The 19,866-nt window shown below is 75.5% G+C and carries 15 protein-coding genes; 4 read left to right on the forward strand and 11 right to left on the reverse strand.

Features of this window, described 5'->3' with window-relative positions; all coding sequences use genetic code 11:
* Positions 1-75: 75 nt before the first annotated feature.
* From glf to ACFQ80_RS15330, 4 genes are all read right to left on the reverse strand, one after another.
* Positions 76-1,212, reverse strand: coding sequence for a UDP-galactopyranose mutase (glf, locus tag ACFQ80_RS15315; RefSeq protein ID WP_430564259.1), 1,137 nt, complete (start codon positions 1,210-1,212; stop codon positions 76-78).
* A gap of 13 nt (positions 1,213-1,225) precedes the next feature.
* Positions 1,226-3,094, reverse strand: coding sequence for a glycosyltransferase (locus ACFQ80_RS15320; protein ID WP_430564260.1), 1,869 nt, complete (start codon positions 3,092-3,094; stop codon positions 1,226-1,228).
* Between the two features lie 10 nt (positions 3,095-3,104).
* Positions 3,105-4,979, reverse strand: a complete 1,875-nt coding sequence (locus ACFQ80_RS15325) for a glycosyltransferase (RefSeq protein WP_430564261.1) — start codon at positions 4,977-4,979, stop codon at positions 3,105-3,107.
* 62 nt (positions 4,980-5,041) lie between these two features.
* On the reverse strand, positions 5,042-7,003 hold the full coding sequence (locus ACFQ80_RS15330) for a peptidoglycan recognition protein (RefSeq protein ID WP_430564262.1): 1,962 nt from the start codon (positions 7,001-7,003) through the stop codon (positions 5,042-5,044).
* Positions 7,004-7,228: 225 nt separating this feature from the next.
* On the opposite strand from ACFQ80_RS15330, the gene ACFQ80_RS15335 reads away from it, so the two are divergent.
* Positions 7,229-8,575: a SpoIID/LytB domain-containing protein gene (locus ACFQ80_RS15335; RefSeq protein ID WP_430564263.1), complete on the forward strand. Its 1,347-nt coding sequence runs from the start codon at positions 7,229-7,231 to the stop codon at positions 8,573-8,575.
* 12 nt (positions 8,576-8,587) lie between these two features.
* Here ACFQ80_RS15335 and ACFQ80_RS15340 read toward each other — a convergent pair whose 3' ends face one another.
* A complete protein-coding gene (locus tag ACFQ80_RS15340) occupies positions 8,588-8,776 on the reverse strand; it encodes a Trm112 family protein (protein WP_430548932.1) in 189 nt (62 codons plus the stop codon).
* The gene (locus ACFQ80_RS15345; RefSeq protein ID WP_430548931.1) at positions 8,773-10,215 is read right to left on the reverse strand and encodes a phosphomannomutase/phosphoglucomutase; all 1,443 of its coding nucleotides are present in this window, start codon (positions 10,213-10,215) and stop codon (positions 8,773-8,775) included. Before ACFQ80_RS15345 ends, ACFQ80_RS15340 begins: the two co-directional genes overlap by 4 nt.
* 104 nt (positions 10,216-10,319) lie before the next feature.
* Here ACFQ80_RS15345 and manA point away from each other — a divergent pair, with 104 nt between their 5' ends.
* Entirely contained in the window at positions 10,320-11,528 is a 1,209-nt protein-coding gene (gene manA, locus ACFQ80_RS15350; RefSeq protein WP_430548930.1) for a mannose-6-phosphate isomerase, class I, read from the forward strand.
* Positions 11,529-11,555: 27 nt separating this feature from the next.
* On the opposite strand, the gene ACFQ80_RS15355 is transcribed toward manA, so the two are convergent.
* Entirely contained in the window at positions 11,556-11,912 is a 357-nt protein-coding gene (locus ACFQ80_RS15355; RefSeq protein WP_429764601.1) for a DUF3499 domain-containing protein, read from the reverse strand.
* Between the two features lie 167 nt (positions 11,913-12,079).
* Here ACFQ80_RS15355 and ACFQ80_RS15360 point away from each other — a divergent pair, with 167 nt between their 5' ends.
* Positions 12,080-12,559: a metallopeptidase family protein gene (locus tag ACFQ80_RS15360; protein ID WP_430564264.1), complete on the forward strand. Its 480-nt coding sequence runs from the start codon at positions 12,080-12,082 to the stop codon at positions 12,557-12,559.
* A gap of 27 nt (positions 12,560-12,586) precedes the next feature.
* On the opposite strand, the gene ACFQ80_RS15365 is transcribed toward ACFQ80_RS15360, so the two are convergent.
* The 3 genes from ACFQ80_RS15365 to ACFQ80_RS15375 all read right to left on the reverse strand — a co-directional run bounded on the left by ACFQ80_RS15365 (position 12,587) and on the right by ACFQ80_RS15375 (position 18,058).
* The gene (locus tag ACFQ80_RS15365; RefSeq protein WP_430564265.1) at positions 12,587-14,257 is read right to left on the reverse strand and encodes a DUF5719 family protein; all 1,671 of its coding nucleotides are present in this window, start codon (positions 14,255-14,257) and stop codon (positions 12,587-12,589) included.
* The gene (locus ACFQ80_RS15370; RefSeq protein ID WP_430564266.1) at positions 14,254-17,634 is read right to left on the reverse strand and encodes a glycosyltransferase; all 3,381 of its coding nucleotides are present in this window, start codon (positions 17,632-17,634) and stop codon (positions 14,254-14,256) included. The genes ACFQ80_RS15365 and ACFQ80_RS15370 overlap by 4 nt, the downstream gene beginning before the upstream one ends.
* An 88-nt stretch (positions 17,635-17,722) precedes the next feature.
* A complete protein-coding gene (locus ACFQ80_RS15375; protein WP_429733639.1) occupies positions 17,723-18,058 on the reverse strand; it encodes a WhiB family transcriptional regulator in 336 nt (111 codons plus the stop codon).
* A 162-nt stretch (positions 18,059-18,220) separates the two neighbouring features.
* Between ACFQ80_RS15375 and ACFQ80_RS15380 the strand changes: the two genes are divergently transcribed.
* Positions 18,221-18,985: a TIGR03089 family protein gene (locus ACFQ80_RS15380; protein WP_430564267.1), complete on the forward strand. Its 765-nt coding sequence runs from the start codon at positions 18,221-18,223 to the stop codon at positions 18,983-18,985.
* Between the two features lie 39 nt (positions 18,986-19,024).
* On the opposite strand, the gene ACFQ80_RS15385 is transcribed toward ACFQ80_RS15380, so the two are convergent.
* Positions 19,025-19,780, reverse strand: coding sequence for a class I SAM-dependent methyltransferase (locus tag ACFQ80_RS15385; RefSeq protein ID WP_430564268.1), 756 nt, complete (start codon positions 19,778-19,780; stop codon positions 19,025-19,027).
* Positions 19,781-19,866: the final 86 nt, after the last annotated feature.

Consider the following 19,866-nt stretch of genomic DNA (forward strand, 5'->3'; position numbering starts at 1 on the left):
ACACCGTTATGGGTGTCGAGTGGCGCCCATAACGGTGTCAACCGCCTGTTCGGCAGCAGGAGGGTTCGTTCGGTGTCAGGCGGTGAGCTTGTTGTCCACCATGGACAGGGCGGAGCCGATGGCCATGTGCATGTCGAGGTACTGGTACGTGCCCAGCCGGCCGCCGAAGTGCACGTCCGGCTCGTCGGCCATGAGCTCGCGGTACCGCTTGAGCCGGTCCCGGTCGGCGGGCGTGTTCACCGGGTAGTACGGCTCGTCACCCCGCTCGGCGAAGCGCGAGTACTCCCGCACGATGACGGTCTTGTCGCCCGCGTACTCCCGCTCCGGGTGGAAGTGGCGGAACTCCAGGATGCGCGTGTACGGCACCTCCGTGTCCGCGTAGTTCATCACCGGCGTGCCCTGGAAGTCCCCCACCGGCAGCACCTCGCGCTCGAAGTCCAGCGTCCGCCACGACAACGACCCCTCGGCGTCGTCGAAGTAGCGGTCCACCGGCCCCGTGTACACCACCGGCACCTGACCCACCACGGCCTGCTTGCTCACCGGCTGCGCGTCGTCGAAGAAGTCGGTGGACAGCCGCACCTCGATGTTCGGGTGGTCCGCCATCCGCTCCAACCACGCCGTGTACCCACCCGTCGGCAGGCCCTCGTACGTGTCGTTGAAGTACCGGTTGTCGTACGTGTACCGCACCGGCAGGCGCGAGATGATCGACGCCGGCAGCTCGCGCGGGTCCGTCTGCCACTGCTTGGCCGTGTAACCCTGGATGAACGCCTCGTACAGGGGCCGACCGATCAGCGACACGCCCTGCTCGTCCAGGTTCGTCGGGCGTCGGCCCTCGAGCTCCGCCGCCTGCTCGCGCACCAGCGCCCGCGCCGCGTCCGGCCCGTGCGCCGACCGGAAGAACTGGTTGATCGTGCCCAGGTTGATCGGCATCGGGAACACCTCGCCCCGATGCGTCGTGTACACGCGGTGCACGTACGACGTGAACGACGTGAACCGGTTGACGTACTCCCACACCCGCTCGTTCGACGTGTGGAACAGGTGCGCGCCGTACCGGTGCACCTCGATCCCCGTGTCCGGGTCGGTCTCGCTGTACGCGTTGCCGCCCAGGTGGTCACGACGGTCGATCATGAGCACCTTGCGCCCCTGCTCGGCCATCCGCTCGGCGACGGTCAGGCCGAAGAGCCCGGTACCGACGACGACGAGGTCGGTCATGCTGTCCTCCTGGTCAGGGGGTCGGTCGGTCGGGCTCGTAGCCGCCGCGCAGGCGGGTGTACGCGCGGTACCCGGCCTTGCGCACCGACTCCGGCACCAGGCGGTAGCCGGCGCGCACCACGACGTTGCGCACCATCTGCGGCCCGGTGAGGAAGCCCTCGGCGTGCAGCGTGCGCTGGAGCGCGAGCTCGGACGCCAGCAGACGGCGGCCACCGCGGCGCGCGTACGCCCCGGCGCCGACGCGGTACAGGACCAGCGGCCGGGTGACGTTCTCCGCGTCCGCGCCGCCCGCGATCATGCGGGCGAAGAGCAGGTAGTCCTCCATGAGGTCCAGGTGCTCGTACCCGCCCGCGGCGGCGACGGCGGAGCGCCGGTACACGACCGACGGGTGGTTGAAGGGGTCGCGGAACCGGGCCGTGGTCGCGATGTCCGCGCCCGTCGGCGGCACGCGCACCATGCCGGGCGCGTGCTCGTCGTCGTCGAACTCCTGGATCGCGGAGCCGACGATGTCGCACCCGGCGGCCACGAGCGGCACCTGCACGGCGAACCGCTCGGGCCGGGAGATGTCGTCCGCGTCGGCGCGCGCCACGATCTCGTGCTTGCACGCCTCGAGCCCGGCCTCCAGCGCGCGGGCGAGGCCGACGTTCTTCTCCAGGGGCACCAGGGTCACGGGGACGTCGGTGAGCTCGTGCAGGCGGCCGAGCACGGCGGCGACGTCGTCGCCGACGGGCCCGTCGCGGACGACCACGACCTCGTCCGGGCGCAGCGTCTGGTCCCGCGTGACGGACAGGAAGCCGCGTTCCAGGTGCGCGGCGTCGTCGCCCGCGTACACGGGCAGCAGCACGGAGAACCGGTGGTCGTCGAGGGCCCCGCGGACGACGGCGGGCACGGTGGTCGCCGCGGCCTTGCGGGTGGCCGGTCGCCCGGCGGCGTCGTCCTGCCCGAGCTCCAGCCGCGCCACGCTGAGGGCGGCGGGCCCCACCCCGGCGAGCACCTCGGTGTCGGCGCGCGGCCGGCGCACGATCCCGTGCCACAGCCCCCGGCCGCCGGCCTTGAGGAGGGTGCCGCGGGCGGAGGAGCGCACGACGGTGCGGGCCCAGCGCCGCAGCGTGGAGCCGCCGTAGAGCAGCCGCTCGGAGGGCGCGAGCGCCGAGGAGCGCGTGAACGTCCACACCTTGTTGCGCACCTCGAAGTAGAAGCGCGGGCCGGGGTCGTGGTCGGTGCCGACCAGCCGGGCGGTGCGGTGCTCGACGACGCTGCCCGGGACGTACAGACCGGTGCCGCGGCGCAGCAGGCGGGTCGAGTACTCGAAGTCGTCGTTCCAGATGAAGAAGTCGCTGACGGGCAGGCCGTGCTCGCGCACCGCGTGCGCGTCGACCAGCATCGACACGAACGACATGGACCGCACCGGCATCGCGCCGGCGGCGCGCGCCCGCGCCAGCTCGGCCGGCGACGCGCCCGGCCGGCTGCGCGGCGTGTTCATCGGGTGGTCGCTGCCGTCGGTCCACACGACGCGGCTGGCCATCGCGGTGACGTCGCCGGCGTAGGCCTCGCGCGCGCCGAGCAGGGCCTCGAGCGCCGTCTCGGTGGGGACGGTGTCGTCGTCCATGAGCCACACGAGGTCGGCGTCGAGGTCGGCGACGGCGGTCGCGAGCCCGACGGCGAACCCGCCCGCGCCGCCGGTGTTGCGCTGGAGCGCCACGACGTCGGGGGCGCTGGGATGGGTGCGGGCGACCTCGAGGGCGTCGTCGGTCGACGCGTTGTCGACCACGACCACGCGGTCGACGGGCCGGCTCTGGGCGGCCAGCGCGTCGAGGGCCGCGACGAGCAGCGCGGCCCTGTTGTACGACACGACGACCGCGACGACGGTGGGAGTGGACATCCCGCACATCCTAGTGGTGCTCGGAGGGGCGGTGGTCCCCGCCCGGTCCGTCGTGCGCGGCGTCCGCGGAACGCGCGAAGGTCTCGCGCCACGTCGCCGGTGCCGCCAGTGCCGGGGCCGCGGCGCGCCAGCGCCGGGACACCGTGCCCCACCGCGCCGCGAGACGCACGTGGGCCACCGCCGTCGCGCCCGCGAGGCGCCACGCGCGGCGCCGGTCGTGGCGCAGCCAGGTCCCGGAGGCGCCGTCGCCCGCCAGCACCAGCACGGAGTCGTGCTCGGGCACCTCCCACCAGGTGGCCTGGTCGCGGCTCAGCGCACCCCGCGGCATCCCCCGGGGTGCGGGGCGGAGGTTGCGCGCCAGGCCGCGCAGCGTGAGCCGCACGAGCGCCCCCGCCGAGGTGGGCTTCGGTCGGGCCGGCGCCGTCCAGCGCCGTGCGGCCGCGGCGTCGAACACCGCCTCCCCCGGCCGGTAGGTGATCGTCTCGGGGTAGGCCGCGCCCACCGCGCGCGAGGCGGGGACGACGTCGCCGAGCCCCGCGTGCAGGTCGCCAGGGCCGGTGAGCAGGTCGCGCAGCGCCCGGACGTGCAGGTCCACCGGGTAGTACCGCATCCCCAGCAGCAGCTTGAGGTCGGTGGCGAGCAGCGTCGCCAGGAGGAGGCCGCCGCGGGGGCGCCGGGCGTGCAGCAGCGCGGCCGCGATGCGGTTGCGCACGTGGACGTACGCCTGCCACTCGACGGTGTCGTCCTTCTCCGTCCACGCCACGTGCCACAGCGCCGCGCCCGGGAGGGACACGGTGGCGTGGCCGGCGTCGCGCGCGCGCAGGCCGAACTCGGCGTCGTCCCACTTGAGGAACAGCGGCAGCGACAGACCGACGTCGCGCAGGACCGCGGTGGGGATGAGGCACATCCACCAGCCGTTGAAGTCGCTCTCGCCACGCGCGTGCAGCCAGGGGGTGTCGCGCAGCGGCGCGGCGGCGAGGTCGTGCCACTGCTGGTCGGCCTCGGGCGGGCCCCAGTTGAAGCTCCGCTCGTGCACCACCTCGCTGAACGAGTTGAGCACCGTGGGGCGGTTCAGGTCGAGCATGTGCCCACCCACGACGACGGGCTCGCGCGCGGCGCGGTGGAACCGGATCGCGCGGAGGAGCGCCTCGGGCTCCACCTCGACGTCGTCGTCGAGGATGAGGACGGCGTCCGCGCCGTCGCGGTCCAGCGTCTCGAGCATGCCGCGAGAGAACCCGCCGGAGCCGCCGAGGTTGGGCTGCTCGACGACCGTGAGCTGGTCGCCGAGGGCCGCGGCGACCTCCGGGTAGTCGGGGTGGTCGACCAGGCGTCGCGTGCCCTGGTCGACCACGAACACCGTCCCGACCGCGTCACGGAGCACCTGCGACGACGCGATCCGGCGCAGCGTCGCGACGCAGTACTCCGGCTTGTCCAAGGTGGTGATCGACAGGCACACGTCGCCCGTCCGCCGCGGCGCGACGTCCACCAGCCAGCGCGCGCCGGTGACGACGACGTCGGCGTCGCCCGCGTCCACCTCGAACCAGAGCCAGCCGCCGTCGGCCATGCCCGAGACGTCGGCGTCGAGCACCACCGTGCCGCCGTCGACCGGCGAGGACGCCACGACGGACGCCACGCCCCGTGCGTCCGAGCGGACGAGACGCAGCGTGCCGGCGCCGGCGGCCGCGGCCTCCAGCCGCACGGTGCCCACGCCGGTCCAGCGCACCCAGTACGAGGCGGGGAACGCGGAGAAGTACGTGGCGAACCCCTGGCTCGCGCCCGCCGGGACACGGACCGCGCCGTCGTCGACGACGGCGGGCCCCTCCTCCACGGTCAGGGCTCGGCGGTCGGGTGGGAGCGTCAGGATCAGCTGTTGCGCCAGGTGCACGCGCCCGACCCTAGCGTCCGCCGCCGGCCGGGCCGGCCTCCCGGCCCCTCATGCCCCGCCCGCTACCACCTCGCCACGGCGATCTTGCTGATCCGCACCGGCTTGCCGGAGTCCAGCGTCTTGAGCGTGACCGTGCCGCTCGTCCTCGGTACCCACACCGTGAAGATCCGGTCCCCGTCGGACGCCCTGCCGAAGTCCAGCGTCTCGATCGCCTTCCCGCCGACGCGCACCTGCAGGCGTCCGTCCGAAGGGCTGGTCGCCCCGCGGATCACGACGCGACGCACCTGCTTGGCGCCCGGGAGCTGGACGTAGGCGCCCTTCGTCGTGGTGCGGTACGCGTAGTCGCCGAAGTAGGACGAGCTGGTGACCTTCTTCCACCCGGACGACCGCTTCCAGCTGGAGGGGCTGACCGCCCTGTTGGTCCGCGCCAGGCTGGTGAGCGGTCCACGGCGATGGTCCGAGTCGACGGCGCGCACGGCGAGCTCGCGGGACTGACCGGTGCTCTGGCTGAGCGTGATCGAGGTCGCGGACGTCAGCTTCACCTCCCGCCAGTAGTACGTGTACGGCATGCCCTCGTTCCACTTCGCGTAGCGCTGCAGCACCTGGTAGCTCACCGCGCCCGAGACGGGCTTCCACCGGTAGGTCGACCTGCCGTTCCACTGCACCGGGACCTGGTTCGACGTCGGATCGACGCGCGTGGGCGCCTTGACCTTCGGGACGATCGAGCCGTATTTCTTGATCGCGGCGTCACGCCGCGAGTCGGCGCCCGCGCGGATCGTGCCCATCTTGGCCGCCAGGTACTGCCCCGGACAGGCCGTCAGGTTGGTGGTGCGGTGCATGAGCACCGTCGGCACCCGGACGTCGGTGCCGGGCTTGGCGCGCGTCCCCGAGCCCGTGCTCCCGCCGGTCGGGAGCACCACGGTCCCGCGCGGGTTGATCCCGTACGTGTAGCTCTTCCAGGCGACGACCCGGGCGAGCGCGGTGACGAGGGCGCTCGACGGTTGCGCCGTGTCGAAGCTCCCCATCGCCGAGATCCCGATGGTGCCGGTGTTGTAGCCGCCTGCTTGTGCGCCGACCGGGTTGTCCCACCGCGACTTCTTGCGTCCCTCGAAGATGTTGCCGAATTTGTCCACGAGGAACTGGTAGCCGATGTCCGGCCAGCCCCGGGACTTCGTGTGGTACGCGTAGACGCCGCGCACCAGCGCCGCGGACTGGCTCTCCTTGTAGCTGTTGGTGCCTGCCGTGTGGTGGATGTAGATGGCCTTGAGCTTGCCCGAGAGCTCCGGCCACCGGCCGGACAGGGACTCGTCCGCCCCCCACCCGGAGCGGCTGACGATCTTCGGACGGATCTCGGTCCCGGTGCCGGCGTCGGCGGACGCCGCGGGGGCCGACTCCTGGCCCACGGACGCGTCGGCCCGCGAGGTCCCCGGGTCCACGACGTCCACCTTCAGGCCGGTGGGCGGCACCCCGCTGTCGGTGCGCACCCGGGCCTGGACGCCGTCGGCCCCCGCCGTCACGAGCGGCTCGGTCCCCGCGCGCCCTCCGGCCACGTCGGTGTCGTCGATCCCGAGCGACTGCCACTCGCTCCACGTCCCGGACTCACGCACCCGCACCGCCACCTCGGTCACCGTCGCGGTCGACGCCTCGTCCCACGTCACCCCGGCCACCATGAAGTCCTGCGTGGTGGTGCGTTCGCTCAGCGCCGCGAGCGCCCCCTCGTCCGGCTCGGGCGCGGGGACGTCGCTGAGCGTCTCCGCCCCCTCCACCGCGGCGGTGTCCCCGGCGGTCTCGGCCGCGGCGTCGTGCTCGTGCCCGACGGCGTCGTCGAGCGCGCCCTTCTCCTGCCGGGCGTCGGGGTCGATGCCCCGCACCAGGACGTCCTCCACGTCCGGGGCGACGGCGTGCGCCTTCGGGACCGGGAGGGAGACCGTGGGAAGCACGACCCCCGCGAGGGCCAGCGCCACGACGGTCGACGTCGTGACGGCGGTCCGTGCCGCCCGTCGAGCCCTGGGTGTCGTCGTCATGCTCGTCTCCGCTCGTCCAGCTCTGGTCGATCGCCGATCGGTCTGACCGGACCGACGGGCCTCGGTCGACCCGCGTGGCGCATCGTCGCGCCGGGCACCTGACCCGCACGACGATAGGGACGGATCGGCCTGTCAGCACCTCGAACCCGGGAGCTCGGGTTGCTCCGCGCCTCCGGATGCTGGCGCGCGGCCCCTGGTGCACAGTGCTTGAGGGGGTGCATGACCATGACGCAAGAATTCTCGACCGGGCGGGCCGCGACCCGCCGACCGCGCCGGGCGCGGACCGCTCTCGCCGCGGTCGTCGCCGGTGTCCTGGCGGTGAGCGGCACCGTCGTGGCGGCGACGTCCGCGGAGGCCGCGGTGCCGTCGTCCTTCACGCTGACGGGCTCGGGTTTCGGCCACGGCGTGGGGATGTCGCAGTACGGCGCCTACGAGATGGCGCGACGGGGGGCGCCCAGCTGGGACGTCCTCCAGCACTACTACGCCGGCGGGAAGGTCGCCTGGAAGGACACGACCGGCAACAACATCCTGGTCCAGGTCTACGGCAAGGACCCGCTCGGGCGGTCCGGGTACGGCGACACGAAGACGACGACCACGGTCACGGTGCGCGGCGGTGACTGGCGCCTCGCGGACGAGGACGGCAAGACGCTGGCCTCCGGCTCCGGCACGGAGACCTTCGCGGTCACGGTCACGGCCGGCGGCCGGTCCCGGATCACGGTGAACGGCGACAAGTACTACGACCAGCTGCTGCGCATCACCTGGTCGGGCACCCGGTACTACAAGCCCACGGGGAAGACGGCGGTCGCGACGGTGTCCGGGGCGCACGGCTCGTACAAGCACGGCCGCCTCACGACGACGGCCCACGGCGGCGTCCCCAACATCACCAACGACGTGCTGCTCAACACCGAGTACCTCTACGGGATCGCGGAGATGCCGTCGTCGTGGGGGCTCAACGGCGGCCTGTCCGCCCTGGCGGCGCAGGCGATCACCGCCCGCTCGTACGTCATGACCAAGCCGCTCCTCGCCGCGTGCCGGTGCAACGTCGTCGACGACGTGCGCGACCAGTACTACTCCGGCTGGAAGAAGGAGAGCGAGGGGACGGACGCCCGGTACGGCAAGGTCTGGAAGAAGGGCGTCGACGCCACCACCTCGAGCCGCACCCGGGCCCGGGTGCTGACCTACGGCGGCAAGGCCGTCGCCGCGCACTACTTCTCCTCCAGCGGCGGGCGGACGGCGAACTCGGAGGACGTGTGGTCGTCGAAGATCGCCTACGAGCGGTCGGTGTCCGACCCGTACTCGAAGGCGGCGCCGGGCAACTCGTACGCGTCGTGGACCCGCAAGCTGACGCAGGCGCAGGCCCGCGCGCTGTTCGGGCTGTCGAACGTGCAGTCGATCAAGGTCACCGCGAAGTGGTCCAGCGGTCAGGCGCGCACGCTCACGGCGACGTCGTCGACCGGGAAGACGGCGAAGGTGACCGGTAAGGCCGACACGATCCGGTCGACGGTGGGCAAGCGCACCACGGCGGGCTCGATGCCCGCCGCGTGGATCACGAAGATCACCGCGGTGTCCTAGCGAACGGCCTCGTCACAGGGGGCGGGCGTCGCTCTCCAGCAGCACGGGGACGCCGTCGCGCACCGGGTACGCCAGGGGCCGGTCCGGGTCGGTCGAGCGCAGCTCGGGCTCGCCGTCCGGGCCGACGGCGTCGACCAGCTCGGCGCCCGTCACCGGGCAGCGCAGGATGCTCCGCACCCAGGGGTCGATGGAGATGGTCATGCGTCCTCCGTCCGCACGAGCGACAGGACGTCGTCGCGCACCTTCACCATGATGTCGTCGTCGGCGGCCTCGACGTTGAGCCGCAGCAGCGGCTCCGTGTTCGACGCGCGCAGGTTGAACCACCACTGCGGGTGGCCGTCCCAGTGCGCCACGGTGAGGCCGTCGAGCTCGTCCACGTCCGCCTGCGGGTAGGCCGTGGCGTACGCCTCGCGCACCCGCGCCGTCGCCGCGGCGGCGTCCGCCACCGTCGAGTTGATCTCGCCGGACGCCACGTACGGCGAGTACATCTCCGCGAGCACGGACAGCGGGTGTGGCTGGCCGCCGAGCGCCGCCAGCACGTGCAGGGCGGCGAGCATGCCCGTGTCCGCGAAGAAGAAGTCGCGGAAGTAGTAGTGCGCGCTGTGCTCGCCGCCGAACACGGCGTCGTGCTGCGCCATCTGCGCCTTGATGAACGAGTGGCCCACGCGGGTGCGCACCGTCGTCGCGCCCGCGGCCTGCAGCAGGTCGGGCACGGCGCGGGAGGTGATGAGGTTGTGGATCACCGTGGGCGTGCGGCCCGCCTCGAGCTCCTTGGCCACCTCGCGCAGCCCCACGAGCGCCGTGACCGCGGACGGCGAGACCGGGTCGCCGTGCTCGTCGACGACGAAGCAGCGGTCGGCGTCGCCGTCGAACGCGAGTCCCAGGTCGGCGTCGTGCTCGACGACGGCGGCCCGCAGGTCTTCGAGGTTCTTCGGGTCCAGCGGGTTGGCCTCGTGGTTCGGGAAGCTGCCGTCCAGCTCGAAGTACAGGGGCACGACGTCGAGGGGCAGCGCCGGCAGGCCCGCGGCCGTGCCCAGCACCGCCGGCACGGTGTACCCGGCCATGCCGTTGCCCGCGTCCACGACGACCTTGAGCGGCCGGATCCCGGACACGTCCACGAGGCCGCGCAGGAACGCCGCGTAGTCGGCGAGGGTGTCGACGTCGCCGACCGACCCCGGCGTCGCCGTCGCGTCGTCGTCGGAGGCGGGGGCCGGCGGGTCGTCGAGGAGGCGCTGCGCGAGCTCGCGGACGTCGGCCAGGCCGGTGTCCTGCCCGACCGGCCGGGCGCCGGCGCGGCACAGCTTGATGCCGTTGTAGACGGCGGGGTTGTGCGACGCCGTGAACATCGCGCCCGGGGCGTCCAGCGCGCCCGACGCGTGGTAGAGCCCGTCCGTGGAGCACAGGCCGATCCGCACGACGTCGACGCCGGCCGCGGTGACGCCCGCGGTGAACGCGTCGACCAGCTCCGGCCCGGACTCGCGCATGTCGTGCCCGACGACGACCCGGGTCGCGCCCTCCGGCGCCGCCACCACACGGGCGAAGGCGGCGCCGATCGCGCGGGCCACGTCCGGCGAGAGCTGGTCGGGCACGGTGCCGCGCACGTCGTACGCCTTGATGATTCGGGCCAGGTCGATCGTCACGACCCACAGCGTACGTGCCTGCCGCTCCGCGGGGCGGGTGGTTTCGCGGGCGGAGTTCCGGCCCGCGCGGCGCCGCGGGGGCGCGCGTGTGGAAGGGTGGTCCCGTGCCCGAGCTCTACCCGCTGGAGAACACCGTCCAGCACGCCGACTGGGGGTCGCGCACGCGGATCCAGGAGCTGTTGGGCACCGAGCCCGACGGCACGCCGGCCGCCGAGCTCTGGCTGGGCGCCCATCCCAGCGCACCGTCCCGGGTGAACGGCGACGGCTCCCTCCTGGAGCTCGTGCGCTCGGCCCCGGACGCGATGCTGGGCCGACGGGTCGCCGACGAGTACGGGCCGCGGCTGCCCTACCTGCTCAAGGTCCTCGCGGCCGAGCGGGCGCTGTCGCTCCAGGTGCACCCGAAGCCGCACGCGGCACGCGCGGGGTTCAACCGGGAGAACCGGCGGGGGCTGCCCCCGGGCGACCCGGGGCGCTCGTTCCACGACGACCAGCACAAGCCCGAGATGGTCGTCGCGCTGACCGAGTTCGACGGGCTGGCCGGCTTCCGGGCGCCGCGCGCCGTGCTCGACCTGCTCGACGGGCTCGACGGCGACCTCGTGGACGCCGTTCGCGCCGTCCTGCGGGCCGACCGCTCCCCCGGCGGCGTGAAGGCCGCGTTCTCCCGCCTCGTCGCCGCGCGCCGCGACCCGGGCGCGCCGGCCGACGTCTCGACGACGGTCGCGTCCGTCTCCGCGCGCCTCGCCGGGGGCTCGCCGTCGTCGCGCGCCGACGCGACCGTGCTGCAGCTCGCCGAGCAGCACCCGGGAGACCCGGCCGCGCTCGCGTCGCTGCTGCTGAACCGGGTCACGCTCGACCCCGGCCAGGGCCTCTTCCTCCCGGCCGGCGAGGTGCACGCGTACCTGTCCGGCCTCGGCGTCGAGATCATGGCGTCGTCCGACAACGTGCTGCGGGCCGGCCTCACCACCAAGCTGGTCGACGAGGTCGCGCTCGTCGAGTGCGCGTCGTTCGTGCCGCGACCGCCGCAGCCGCCCCGCACGCGACCCGCCGGCGGGCGGGGCCAGGTGACCACCTACCGCGCCCCGGTGCGGGAGTTCGCGCTCACCGTCGCCGACGTCGACCCCGCCGAGGACGTCGACCTGCCCGCCGAGGGGCCCCGCATCGTGCTGTGCCTCTCCGGCGACCTCAAGCTCACCGCCGAGGCCTGCCCCGCCCCCGCGACGCTGCACCGCGGCGGCTCCGTGTTCGTGCCGCACGACGCCGGGGAGCTGCGGCTGTCCGGCTCCGGGCACGCGGTGTGCGCGTGGGTCCCCTGACGGGACCGTGCGGACGACCGGGACGCGTCAGTCGGCCTCGCGCAGCACGCGCAGGTGGCCACGACGGGCGGTCTCGGTGACGGACGACGGCTCGCCCGCCGGCTCCTGGCGCACCCGCCCCGCCTCGCGGACGGCCTCCGCCAGCGCGGACAGGTCGTCGGGGGACGGCGCCGGTTCCTCGAACGCAGGGGTGAGGCGCACGACCTCCCACCCTCGGGGCGCGGTCAACCCTTCGGCGTGCTGGGCGCACAGGTCGTAGCTGTGCGGCTCGGCGTGCTGCGCGAGCGGACCCAGCACGGCCGTGGAGTCCGCGTACACGTACGTGAGCGTCGCGACCGCGGCATGCGTGCATGCCGTGCGCGAGCACTGCCTCACCGATCTCACGCGGGGAGAATACGCCGCGGTCGGGGGCGCGTGCGCGGGGCTCGCCGGTCGGTGCGGGTCGTGACCGCACCGTGACCCGGGCATCGGGACCGGCATCGGCACCGGGATCGGCACCGGGATCGGCACCGGGATCGGCACCGGGATCGGCACCGGCATAGGCTCGACGCGTGCACCACGCCTCCCGCCCCGACGACCGCCCCGAGCCCCGTCCGGAGCCGGGACCCGCTCCCCTCGTGCCGCCGACACGTCGCCGCGACCGCCGCGGGCGCGGGGTGCGCGGGCCTCTCCTGCCGCCCGGGATGCCGGCGTACCGCACCCGCGCGGAGCAGTTCGACGACCTGGTGCTCGACGTCGTCGAGCTGCTGCAGCGCCGCTGGGGCCCGCAGCTCGCGGGCACGGAGTTCGCCGTCGAGGACGTGCCGCCGTCCGAGCCCGCGCCGTGGGAGTCCGACGGCGTCCCGCTGGGCCGCTGCTTCCCGGCCGAGTCCGGCCGGCCGGCGCGCGTCGTGGTGTACCGCCGCCCGGTGGACTTCCGCGCCGCCGACGACACCGACCGCGCCGACCTCGTGCGCGACGTCGTCGTCGAGCAGGTGGCGCACCTGCTGGCACGCACGCCCGAGGAGATCGACCCCGGCTACGACTCCTGACCGCGCGGGGTCCGTCGGGCCGGGTCGTCAGCCGGCGTCGACGGTGCGCACCTCGACGGCGCCCGGGGTGGTGACGGCCGCGGTCGGCGCGACGGCGGCCAGCAGGGTCCCGGAGTCGTCGGTGCCGTCGTCGGCGCGGAGCACCGCGGCCCACGTGACGGCCAGGTCGCCGCTGCCCCCGTCGGCGCGGTCGACGCTCACCCCGGCGGGCACCGTGCCCTCCGCCGCCACGTCCTCGAGCGCGACGGGCGTCGTCACCCCTGCGGTGAGCTCGACGTCCTCGCTGCCGATCTCGTCCCCCGACGCGTCGTAGACCTTCACCGTGACGCCCGCCGTGCCCTCGGGGTCCACGTCGGGGCCGCGGTCGTCCGGCGCGGCGGCGAGCGTGAGGCCGGCCCGCACGCCCCCCGGCACCGCCAGCTGGCCCGCGGGCCCGGCGCCGTCCGAGCGGCGGACCTGCTGGGCCGCCGACCACGCCACGTCGTACGGGGTGCCGTCCACCACGGCGTCGTCCGGCTGCCGTCCCGGCTGGTCCGTCCGTGCGGCTCCCACGACCGGCACGTCCGCGTCCACGACCATCGTGTACCAGCCCTCGGGAAGACCGCCGAGGGGCACGTCCGTCACCACGCCGGGCTCCAGCTCCACCTCGTCGGCGCCGCGCAGCACGACCGGCCCCGACGGCCCGTACACGGTGACCCGCGCCGTCCCGCCCTGCTCGCCGGGCGCCAGGAGCCGCAGCCGCGGGGCGTGCGGGTCGTCCACCGCCTCGCCCCGGCTCTGCACCGCCCCGACCGCGAGCGACTCCCGCGGCGACGCGCCGGCCGTCAGCAGGTCCACCCCGGCCGGGAGCAGGCCGTCGATGGCCTGGGTCTGCAGGCTCGCGTTGACCCGGGCCCCGGCCGCGCGCACGTTGACCGCGAGCCGGTCCTGCTCCGGCGCCACCGACTCCAGCCGGGTCGTGACCTGCTCGTGCGGCGCGACGGTGAACGTCCCCTGACCGCCGAGGGCCACGGGGCCGCCCGGCCCGTACACGTCGAGTGCCACCGTGGCCGGCTGCTCCGACGGGTTCTGCACCGTGAGCGTGGCGGTCGACCCCACCTCCGTGCTGCCGCCCACCAGCCACTGCGACGTCGACGGGGCGGTGCAGACGCCCGCCCCGAGCCCGCGCAGGTCGCCCTGCGTCGTCACCGACCCCAGCGTCCCGGCCGCGCGGAACGGCTCGTCGGCCACCGGGGTCGCCCGCAGCACGCGGGTGGCGTCCACGCCACCCTGCCAGGCGGCCGCGGCCTCGCCCGTGGTGAGCGCCTCCGGGTCCTTGCCGCCGAGGGCGGTGGTGCGCGCGCCGTCCTCCGCGTCGCCCAGGACGAGCGCGCCCAGGCCGCTGGTCGTCGGCACGGGCGTGGCGTCGAACTGCTGGTCGCCGACGTCGGCACCGTCCGGCAGCGCGACCGGCGTCGGGCAGACGAGCGTGGCGTCCGCCGGCTGCACCCCGACGGTGCGCGTCCCCGCGGCCACGGCCTGCTGCTCCGCACCCGTCCACGACTGCGCCCACTGGTCGCCCAGCACGGCCACGGCCGCCAGCGCCCCGACGGCCGCCACCCCGGTGACCGCCGCCGCCGTCGCGCGCACGCCGCGCCGCACCCGGGTGGTCCGCACGTCCTCGTCCGCCTTCCCGGCGCGCTTCCGGGGCGCCGTCATCGTCCCCGCCGCCGTCCGACCGGCAGCGCCAGCAGCGCGTGCACCAGGAGCACCAGGCCGGCCGCGGCCAGCCAGGCCGTGCGGTGCGGCGCCTCGAACCACACCCGCACGTGGCCCGCCTCGGGGCCGGCCGCGAACGCCTGCGTCCCCCCGGCGTCCACGGCCGGGAGCCGCCGCCCGTCGAGCGTCGCGTGCCAGCCGGCGTCCGCCGTCTCCGCGATCCGCAGCGTGCGGTCCTCGCCGCCCTCGGCGAGCCGGCCGCCGGCGCTCGTCCCGTCGGACGGGACCGTCCGCACCGCGTCCTTCGGCGCGAAGAACGGGGTGGGCGCGCCGTGCTGCGCAGCGTCGCCGGTGCCGTCGTCCTTCAGCACGGTCGCCCAGCCCGGCGCGGGCCCGTCGGTCGTGACGCGCCAGACGAGCGTGCCCTCCTCGGTCACCCGCGCGAGGCCCGGCACGAGGTCGAGCGTGGTGGCGAGCTCCGTGTCGCCGCCGGCGGGGACCTGCACGGCACCGATGCCGAGCGCCGCGAGCCGGTCGACGACGTCGGTCGAGCGCCCGGTCGCGACCTCCGCCACGACCTGGTCCAGCAGCGTGGTGTCGGTGCGCTCGGCACCGCCCACCAGGCCGGCGGCCCGGGCACGCACCACGGTGGAGGAGTCCTCGAGCCGGGTGCCGTCCGCGTGCAGCAGCGCGTAGTCGACCACCGCCGTGCCCGACGCGTCGGCCTCGCCGCCCGGCTGCACCCGGTCGACCTGCAGCACCCGGGCGGACCGCGGCGGCGCCTGCATCTGGGTGCCGACGGCGGGCACCACGGCGGTCTCGGCCGCGCGCAGGTCGCCCACCCGGCCGCCGGAGGAGCCGAGCGCCCACGAGGCGAGCTGAGCCACCGGCAGCGCGAGGGCCACGACGGCGACGACGACGACGCCCGCGGTCGCGGCCCGCCCTGCCCCGCGCGTCTCCCGGGCGACCGGCTCCGCCGTCGGCACCCGCCCGGCCGACGGCAGCGCGCAGATCGCGGCGGCGCCCAGCCCGAGCAGCAGCACCGACAGCCCGACGCCGGGCCAGCCGGTCACGCTCGCGGCCGTGCCGTCGGCCGCCGACCCGCTCGCCACCGCCGTCGCGACGGCGAGCACCGCCGTCGTCAGCCCCGCGGCCCCGGCGAGCCACGCCAGGCGTACCCCGCGCACCGCCCGGGGCCGGACCAGCGCGACGGCCGCCAGCGCCAGGACGGCGCCGCCCAGCAGGGCCGGGCCCACCACGGCCGCGCGGCCGAGCGCGCCGTCGGTCCCGAGCCAGGTCTCGAACCACGCGGTGTCCCCGGGCAGGCCGAGCAGCAGCTCCACGGCCGTGGGCGTGCCGGACGCGACCAGCGGGGCCCCGGGCTCGGCCACGAGCAGCCGCCAGCCGCCGTCCGACCACGTGCCGAGCACCTCGCCCCAGAACGGCAGCGGCACCACCACGGCCGGCAGCAGCACCAGCAGCAGGGCGCGCCACGCGCGGCGCACCAGCAGCGCGCCGACCCCGATCAGCACCGCGGCCACGGGCAGCAGCACCGGGGCCGCGCAGACGGCGACGGCCAGCAGCAGACCGGCGGCGCCGGCCGCGCCCAGGGAGCCGCGCCGCCGCCCGGGCGCGAGCGCGACGTCCCGCGCGTGCACCCCCACGGTGCGGAGCACGGCCACGAGCAGCCACGGCAGCGTGAGGTGCACGACGACCGCCCCCAGCCGACCCGAACCGAGCGACGCGAGGAAGCCGGGCGCCGCGGCCCAGGCGAGCGCGGCCACCGCCCGCACCACGACCGACCGCGTCAGGGCGCCGGCCGCGAACCAGCCGCCGAGGGCCGCCAGGGGCAGCGCGACGAGGACCAGCGCGTTCACCGCCGTCTGCAGCCCACCGCCGGCCAGCACGGCGAACGCCGTGAGCGGCAGCAGCAGCGGGTCGGCCGGCGCGCGGACCCCGAGGCCGTCGCGCACCCAGCCCGACGTCGCGGCCTCCCACACGTCCCCCACGGTGCCGGGGGCCGGCAGCAGCCCGCCGCCCACGACCCGGCCGCCGTCGGCCAGCACGCCCTGCCACGGGCCGAAGAGGGCGACGTCGAGCGCCACCACGGCGACCACCACGACCGCCAGCACCGTGCGGCGCGTGCGCCCGAGCCGACGCAGGTCGGCGCGCTCCAGCTCGCTCGGCGCCCATCTGGCGCGCTGCGCCTCGGCTCGGGCCAGACGCGCGTCCCGGCGTTCGCCGGCCACCTGCCGCCATGTGCCGAGCAGCGGCGTCAGCACCCGCCGCGGGAGGCGCCGGGTGCGGGCCGCGCGCCGTCGGGCGCGGTAGAGCGGCACCAGGCGCAGCGTCGTGACCACGGCCGCCACGAGCTCGTCGCGGGCGTGCGCGGGCCGCTTGAGCGCCAGCCGGTACATGGCCGCGAACGGCGCCCACAGGAGGGTGGCGAGCCAGACGAACGGCAGCAGGGGCAGCGGGGTCTCGACGAGCCGCAGGTAGAGCTGGCTGCGGCGGCGGGCGTAGCGGGACGCCTCGAGGTCGGGCGTCGTGGCCTCGCGCCCGCGCAGGCCGAGCAGCGAGGCCTGCGCGTGCTTCACGACGGCGTCGGGCACCACGACCACGCGGTGGCCGGCGAGCCGGGCCCGCCGGCACAGGTCGAGGCCGTCGCCGAACGGGCCGAGCTCCGGGTCGGTGCCGCCCAGCTCGGCCCACACGTGGGCCCGCACCAGGGCGCCCGCCAGCCCGACGGCGAGGACGTCCTCGCGGGCGTCGTGCTGCCCCTGGTCGATCTCGGTGTCGTCGATGCCGGTCATGCGGCGGCCGAGCGGCGACACGGTGCTGCCCACCTCGATCAGCATGCTCGCGTCGGGGGCGGGCGTGCCGTCGGCGGCGACCGGCCAGCGGCGCTGCTTGCAGCCCGCGACGGCCACGGCGCTCGAGTGCTCGACGGCGCGCAGCAGGCGCGACAGGGCGTCGGGCTCGGGGGCGGAGTCGTCGTGCAGGATCCACAGCCAGCCGGCCTCCGGGACGCCGACGACCTCCTGGGCGCGGTCCACCGCCTCCCCGAGGCTGCGGACCCCCGACGCCGTGACGAAGCGGGCGCCGCCGAGGCGCAGGTCCGGGTGCGCGGTGGACTCCGACGCGCCCACGTCGACCACGACGACCTCGTCCGCGCCGCGCTCCTGCCGCGCGAGCGCGTCGAGGGTGGCGTCGAGGAAGCGGGTGCGGCCACGGGTCACGACCACGGCCGTCACCGTGACGACCAGCGGGACGGCGCCGGTGCCGTCGAGCGTGCGGTCGGGCGCGACGGCGACGGTCGCGCCCGTGGGGGCGACCTCCCCGCCGGGGCGGGCTGGGATCGGGTGCGCAGCAGTCATCCTGCCCGCCATGATGCGACGGGCCCCGATCCGGTCGTGGGATATCCGTCCCGAGCGTGTCGGGCCGGACATCCCGTCGAGCGTCGGGTCAGACGGCGCGGCGCTTCAGCTTGCGGCGCTCCCGCTCGGAGAGCCCGCCCCAGATGCCGAACCGCTCGTCGTTCGCGAGCGCGTAGTCCAGGCACTCGGCCCGGACCTCGCAGGACGTGCAGACCTTCTTGGCCTCACGCGTGGACCCGCCCTTCTCCGGAAAGAAGGCCTCCGGGTCGGTCTGGGCGCACAGCGCCCGTTCCTGCCATCCCAGGAGCGTCTCGTCGTCGGTCGTAGCGTCGCCGAACAGCGGAAGCACCGGCGCGACGCGCTCGGGCTCTCGGCCGACGTCTGACGGGAAGACCCCCCGGTCCCCATCGAGCAAGTTCCACATGGCGTGCCCCTCCATGCCGTTCTCTAGGGAAACTGCATACCTGGAATTACACGCGTGTCCTTCGGAGGCGTCAAGTCGAAATGTGCTAGTGATTGCGATCTCCACTGCCCATTCACAAGCCTGGCGTCCTGTGCTAGCCCGGGCACTCGTAGGCTGACCTGCGTGAATCCGCTCCCCGCCGCCGGTCGCACCCCCACGACGATCTCTCAGGTGATGGATCTCGTCCTGTCCGACCCGGGGCGTCCCCGCCTCACCTGGTACGGCGACGAGGGCGAACGTGTCGAGCTGTCCGGCGCCGTCCTGCAGAACTGGGTGAGCAAGACCGTGAACCTGCTCGTGGAGGAGTTCGACGCCGCGCCCGGCACGGTCGTGACGCTCGACCTGCCGGCGCACTGGCGCGGCGTCCTCTGGGCGCTGGCCGCGTGGCGCTGCGGCGCCACGGTGGAGCTCGTGGGCGACTCCCCCGCCGCGGGCGGCGACGTCGTCGTCACCTCCCGGCCCGCCGCCTGGGCCGAGGTGCTGTCCGGACCGGGTGCCGCCGACCTCGTGGCGGTCGCGCTGCCCGCCCTCGCTCGGTCGTTCGACGGCGACCTGCCCCCCGGTGCCGTCGACGCCGCGGGCGCGGTGATGACGTACGGCGACGTCATCGGGTGGGCCCCCGAGACCGACCCGACCGCCGTGGCGCTCGACGACGGCACGGGCACCGGCCCGGTCGCCTTCGCGGACCTGGTGCCCGCCGACGGCACGCCGGGAGCCCGCGTGCTCGTCGACGGAGCCCGCCCGCTCGGCGCCCTGCTGCGCGAGCTGCTCGCCGTCTGGGCCGCCGGCGGCTCCGTCGTGCTCGCGTCCGCCGCCACCGCGGCCGGGCTCGCCGCCGACCCCGCCCGCCTCGACCGCCTGCGCGAGAGCGAGCGCATCACGGCCTGACGGTCACGGTGCTCGGGTGAGCGCCCGTCTCCTCCTGCGTCAGGAGGCGGCGCGGCCCCAGGCGACGAGCCCCGTGCCCGTGCGCGGGAAGGCGCGCTGCGCGACCCGGAACGGCCAGGTCGCGGCGGCCACGAGCGAGCCCTGCGCCGCCGTCGACGGCTGGAACAGGCGCCCGCTGCGGGCGGTGCGGTCGGCGGTGCTGCCCTCCTCGCGCAGGCCGGGGCGACGTCGCGCGAGCTGGTTGCGCGCCGCCTCCAGCGCGTACCCGAGGGGCACGCCGTACAGGCGCAGGCCGACGTCGGCCAGGCCGGCGTCACGCAGCAGGGCCACGAGGGCGGCCGGGTCGTAGCGGCGGTAGTGCCCGACGGCCTCGTCCATAGGTCCGTACCGGCGCTGCCAGGCCGGTGTGGACAGCAGCAGCGTGCCACCGGGCCGCAGCCGCGCGGCCCACTCGCGGAGCGCCGCGGCGTCGTCCTCGATGTGCTCGATCACCTCGAACGCGCACACGAGGTCGAAGCGCTCGGCGGCGGGCAGGGAGTCGAGCGGGCCCTGCACGACCGTCCCGGGCACGCCCGCCTCGACGAGGCGCTGCTCGGCGGTGCGCGCGCTGTCCGCGTCGAGCTCGACGCCCGTGTACGCCGCGGCGCGGGCGGCGAGCCGGACGCCGACGGCGCCCTGGCCGCAGCCCACCTCGAGCACGCGGCCGGCGGCGCCCGGCAGCAGCGGTTCCACGACGTCCCACCGCAGGCTGCCGTACAGCGTGAGCGGGGGCAGGGCGGCGGCGGGGTTCGGCACGGGCGTTCCTTCGTCCTCGACGGCTCGGGCGGCGGTGTCCAGCGGCACCGTGCGGCTGCACGACGGCCGGGGCCAGCCTGCCAGCG

Source organism: Isoptericola sp. NPDC056578, assembly GCF_042793275.1.
GTDB lineage: Bacteria > Actinomycetota > Actinomycetes > Actinomycetales > Cellulomonadaceae > Isoptericola.

Coding starts and splice junctions, on each gene's coding strand:
- glf (WP_430564259.1), bottom strand. CDS start 1,212: ATGACCGACCTCGTCGTCGTCGGTACCGGGCTCTTCGGCCTGACCGTC.
- ACFQ80_RS15320 (WP_430564260.1), bottom strand. CDS start 3,094: ATGTCCACTCCCACCGTCGTCGCGGTCGTCGTGTCGTACAACAGGGCC.
- ACFQ80_RS15330 (WP_430564262.1), bottom strand. CDS start 7,003: ATGACGACGACACCCAGGGCTCGACGGGCGGCACGGACCGCCGTCACG.
- ACFQ80_RS15335 (WP_430564263.1), top strand. CDS start 7,229: ATGACGCAAGAATTCTCGACCGGGCGGGCCGCGACCCGCCGACCGCGC.
- ACFQ80_RS15340 (WP_430548932.1), bottom strand. CDS start 8,776: ATGACCATCTCCATCGACCCCTGGGTGCGGAGCATCCTGCGCTGCCCG.
- ACFQ80_RS15365 (WP_430564265.1), bottom strand. CDS start 14,257: ATGACGGCGCCCCGGAAGCGCGCCGGGAAGGCGGACGAGGACGTGCGG.
- ACFQ80_RS15370 (WP_430564266.1), bottom strand. CDS start 17,634: ATGACTGCTGCGCACCCGATCCCAGCCCGCCCCGGCGGGGAGGTCGCC.
- ACFQ80_RS15375 (WP_429733639.1), bottom strand. CDS start 18,058: ATGTGGAACTTGCTCGATGGGGACCGGGGGGTCTTCCCGTCAGACGTC.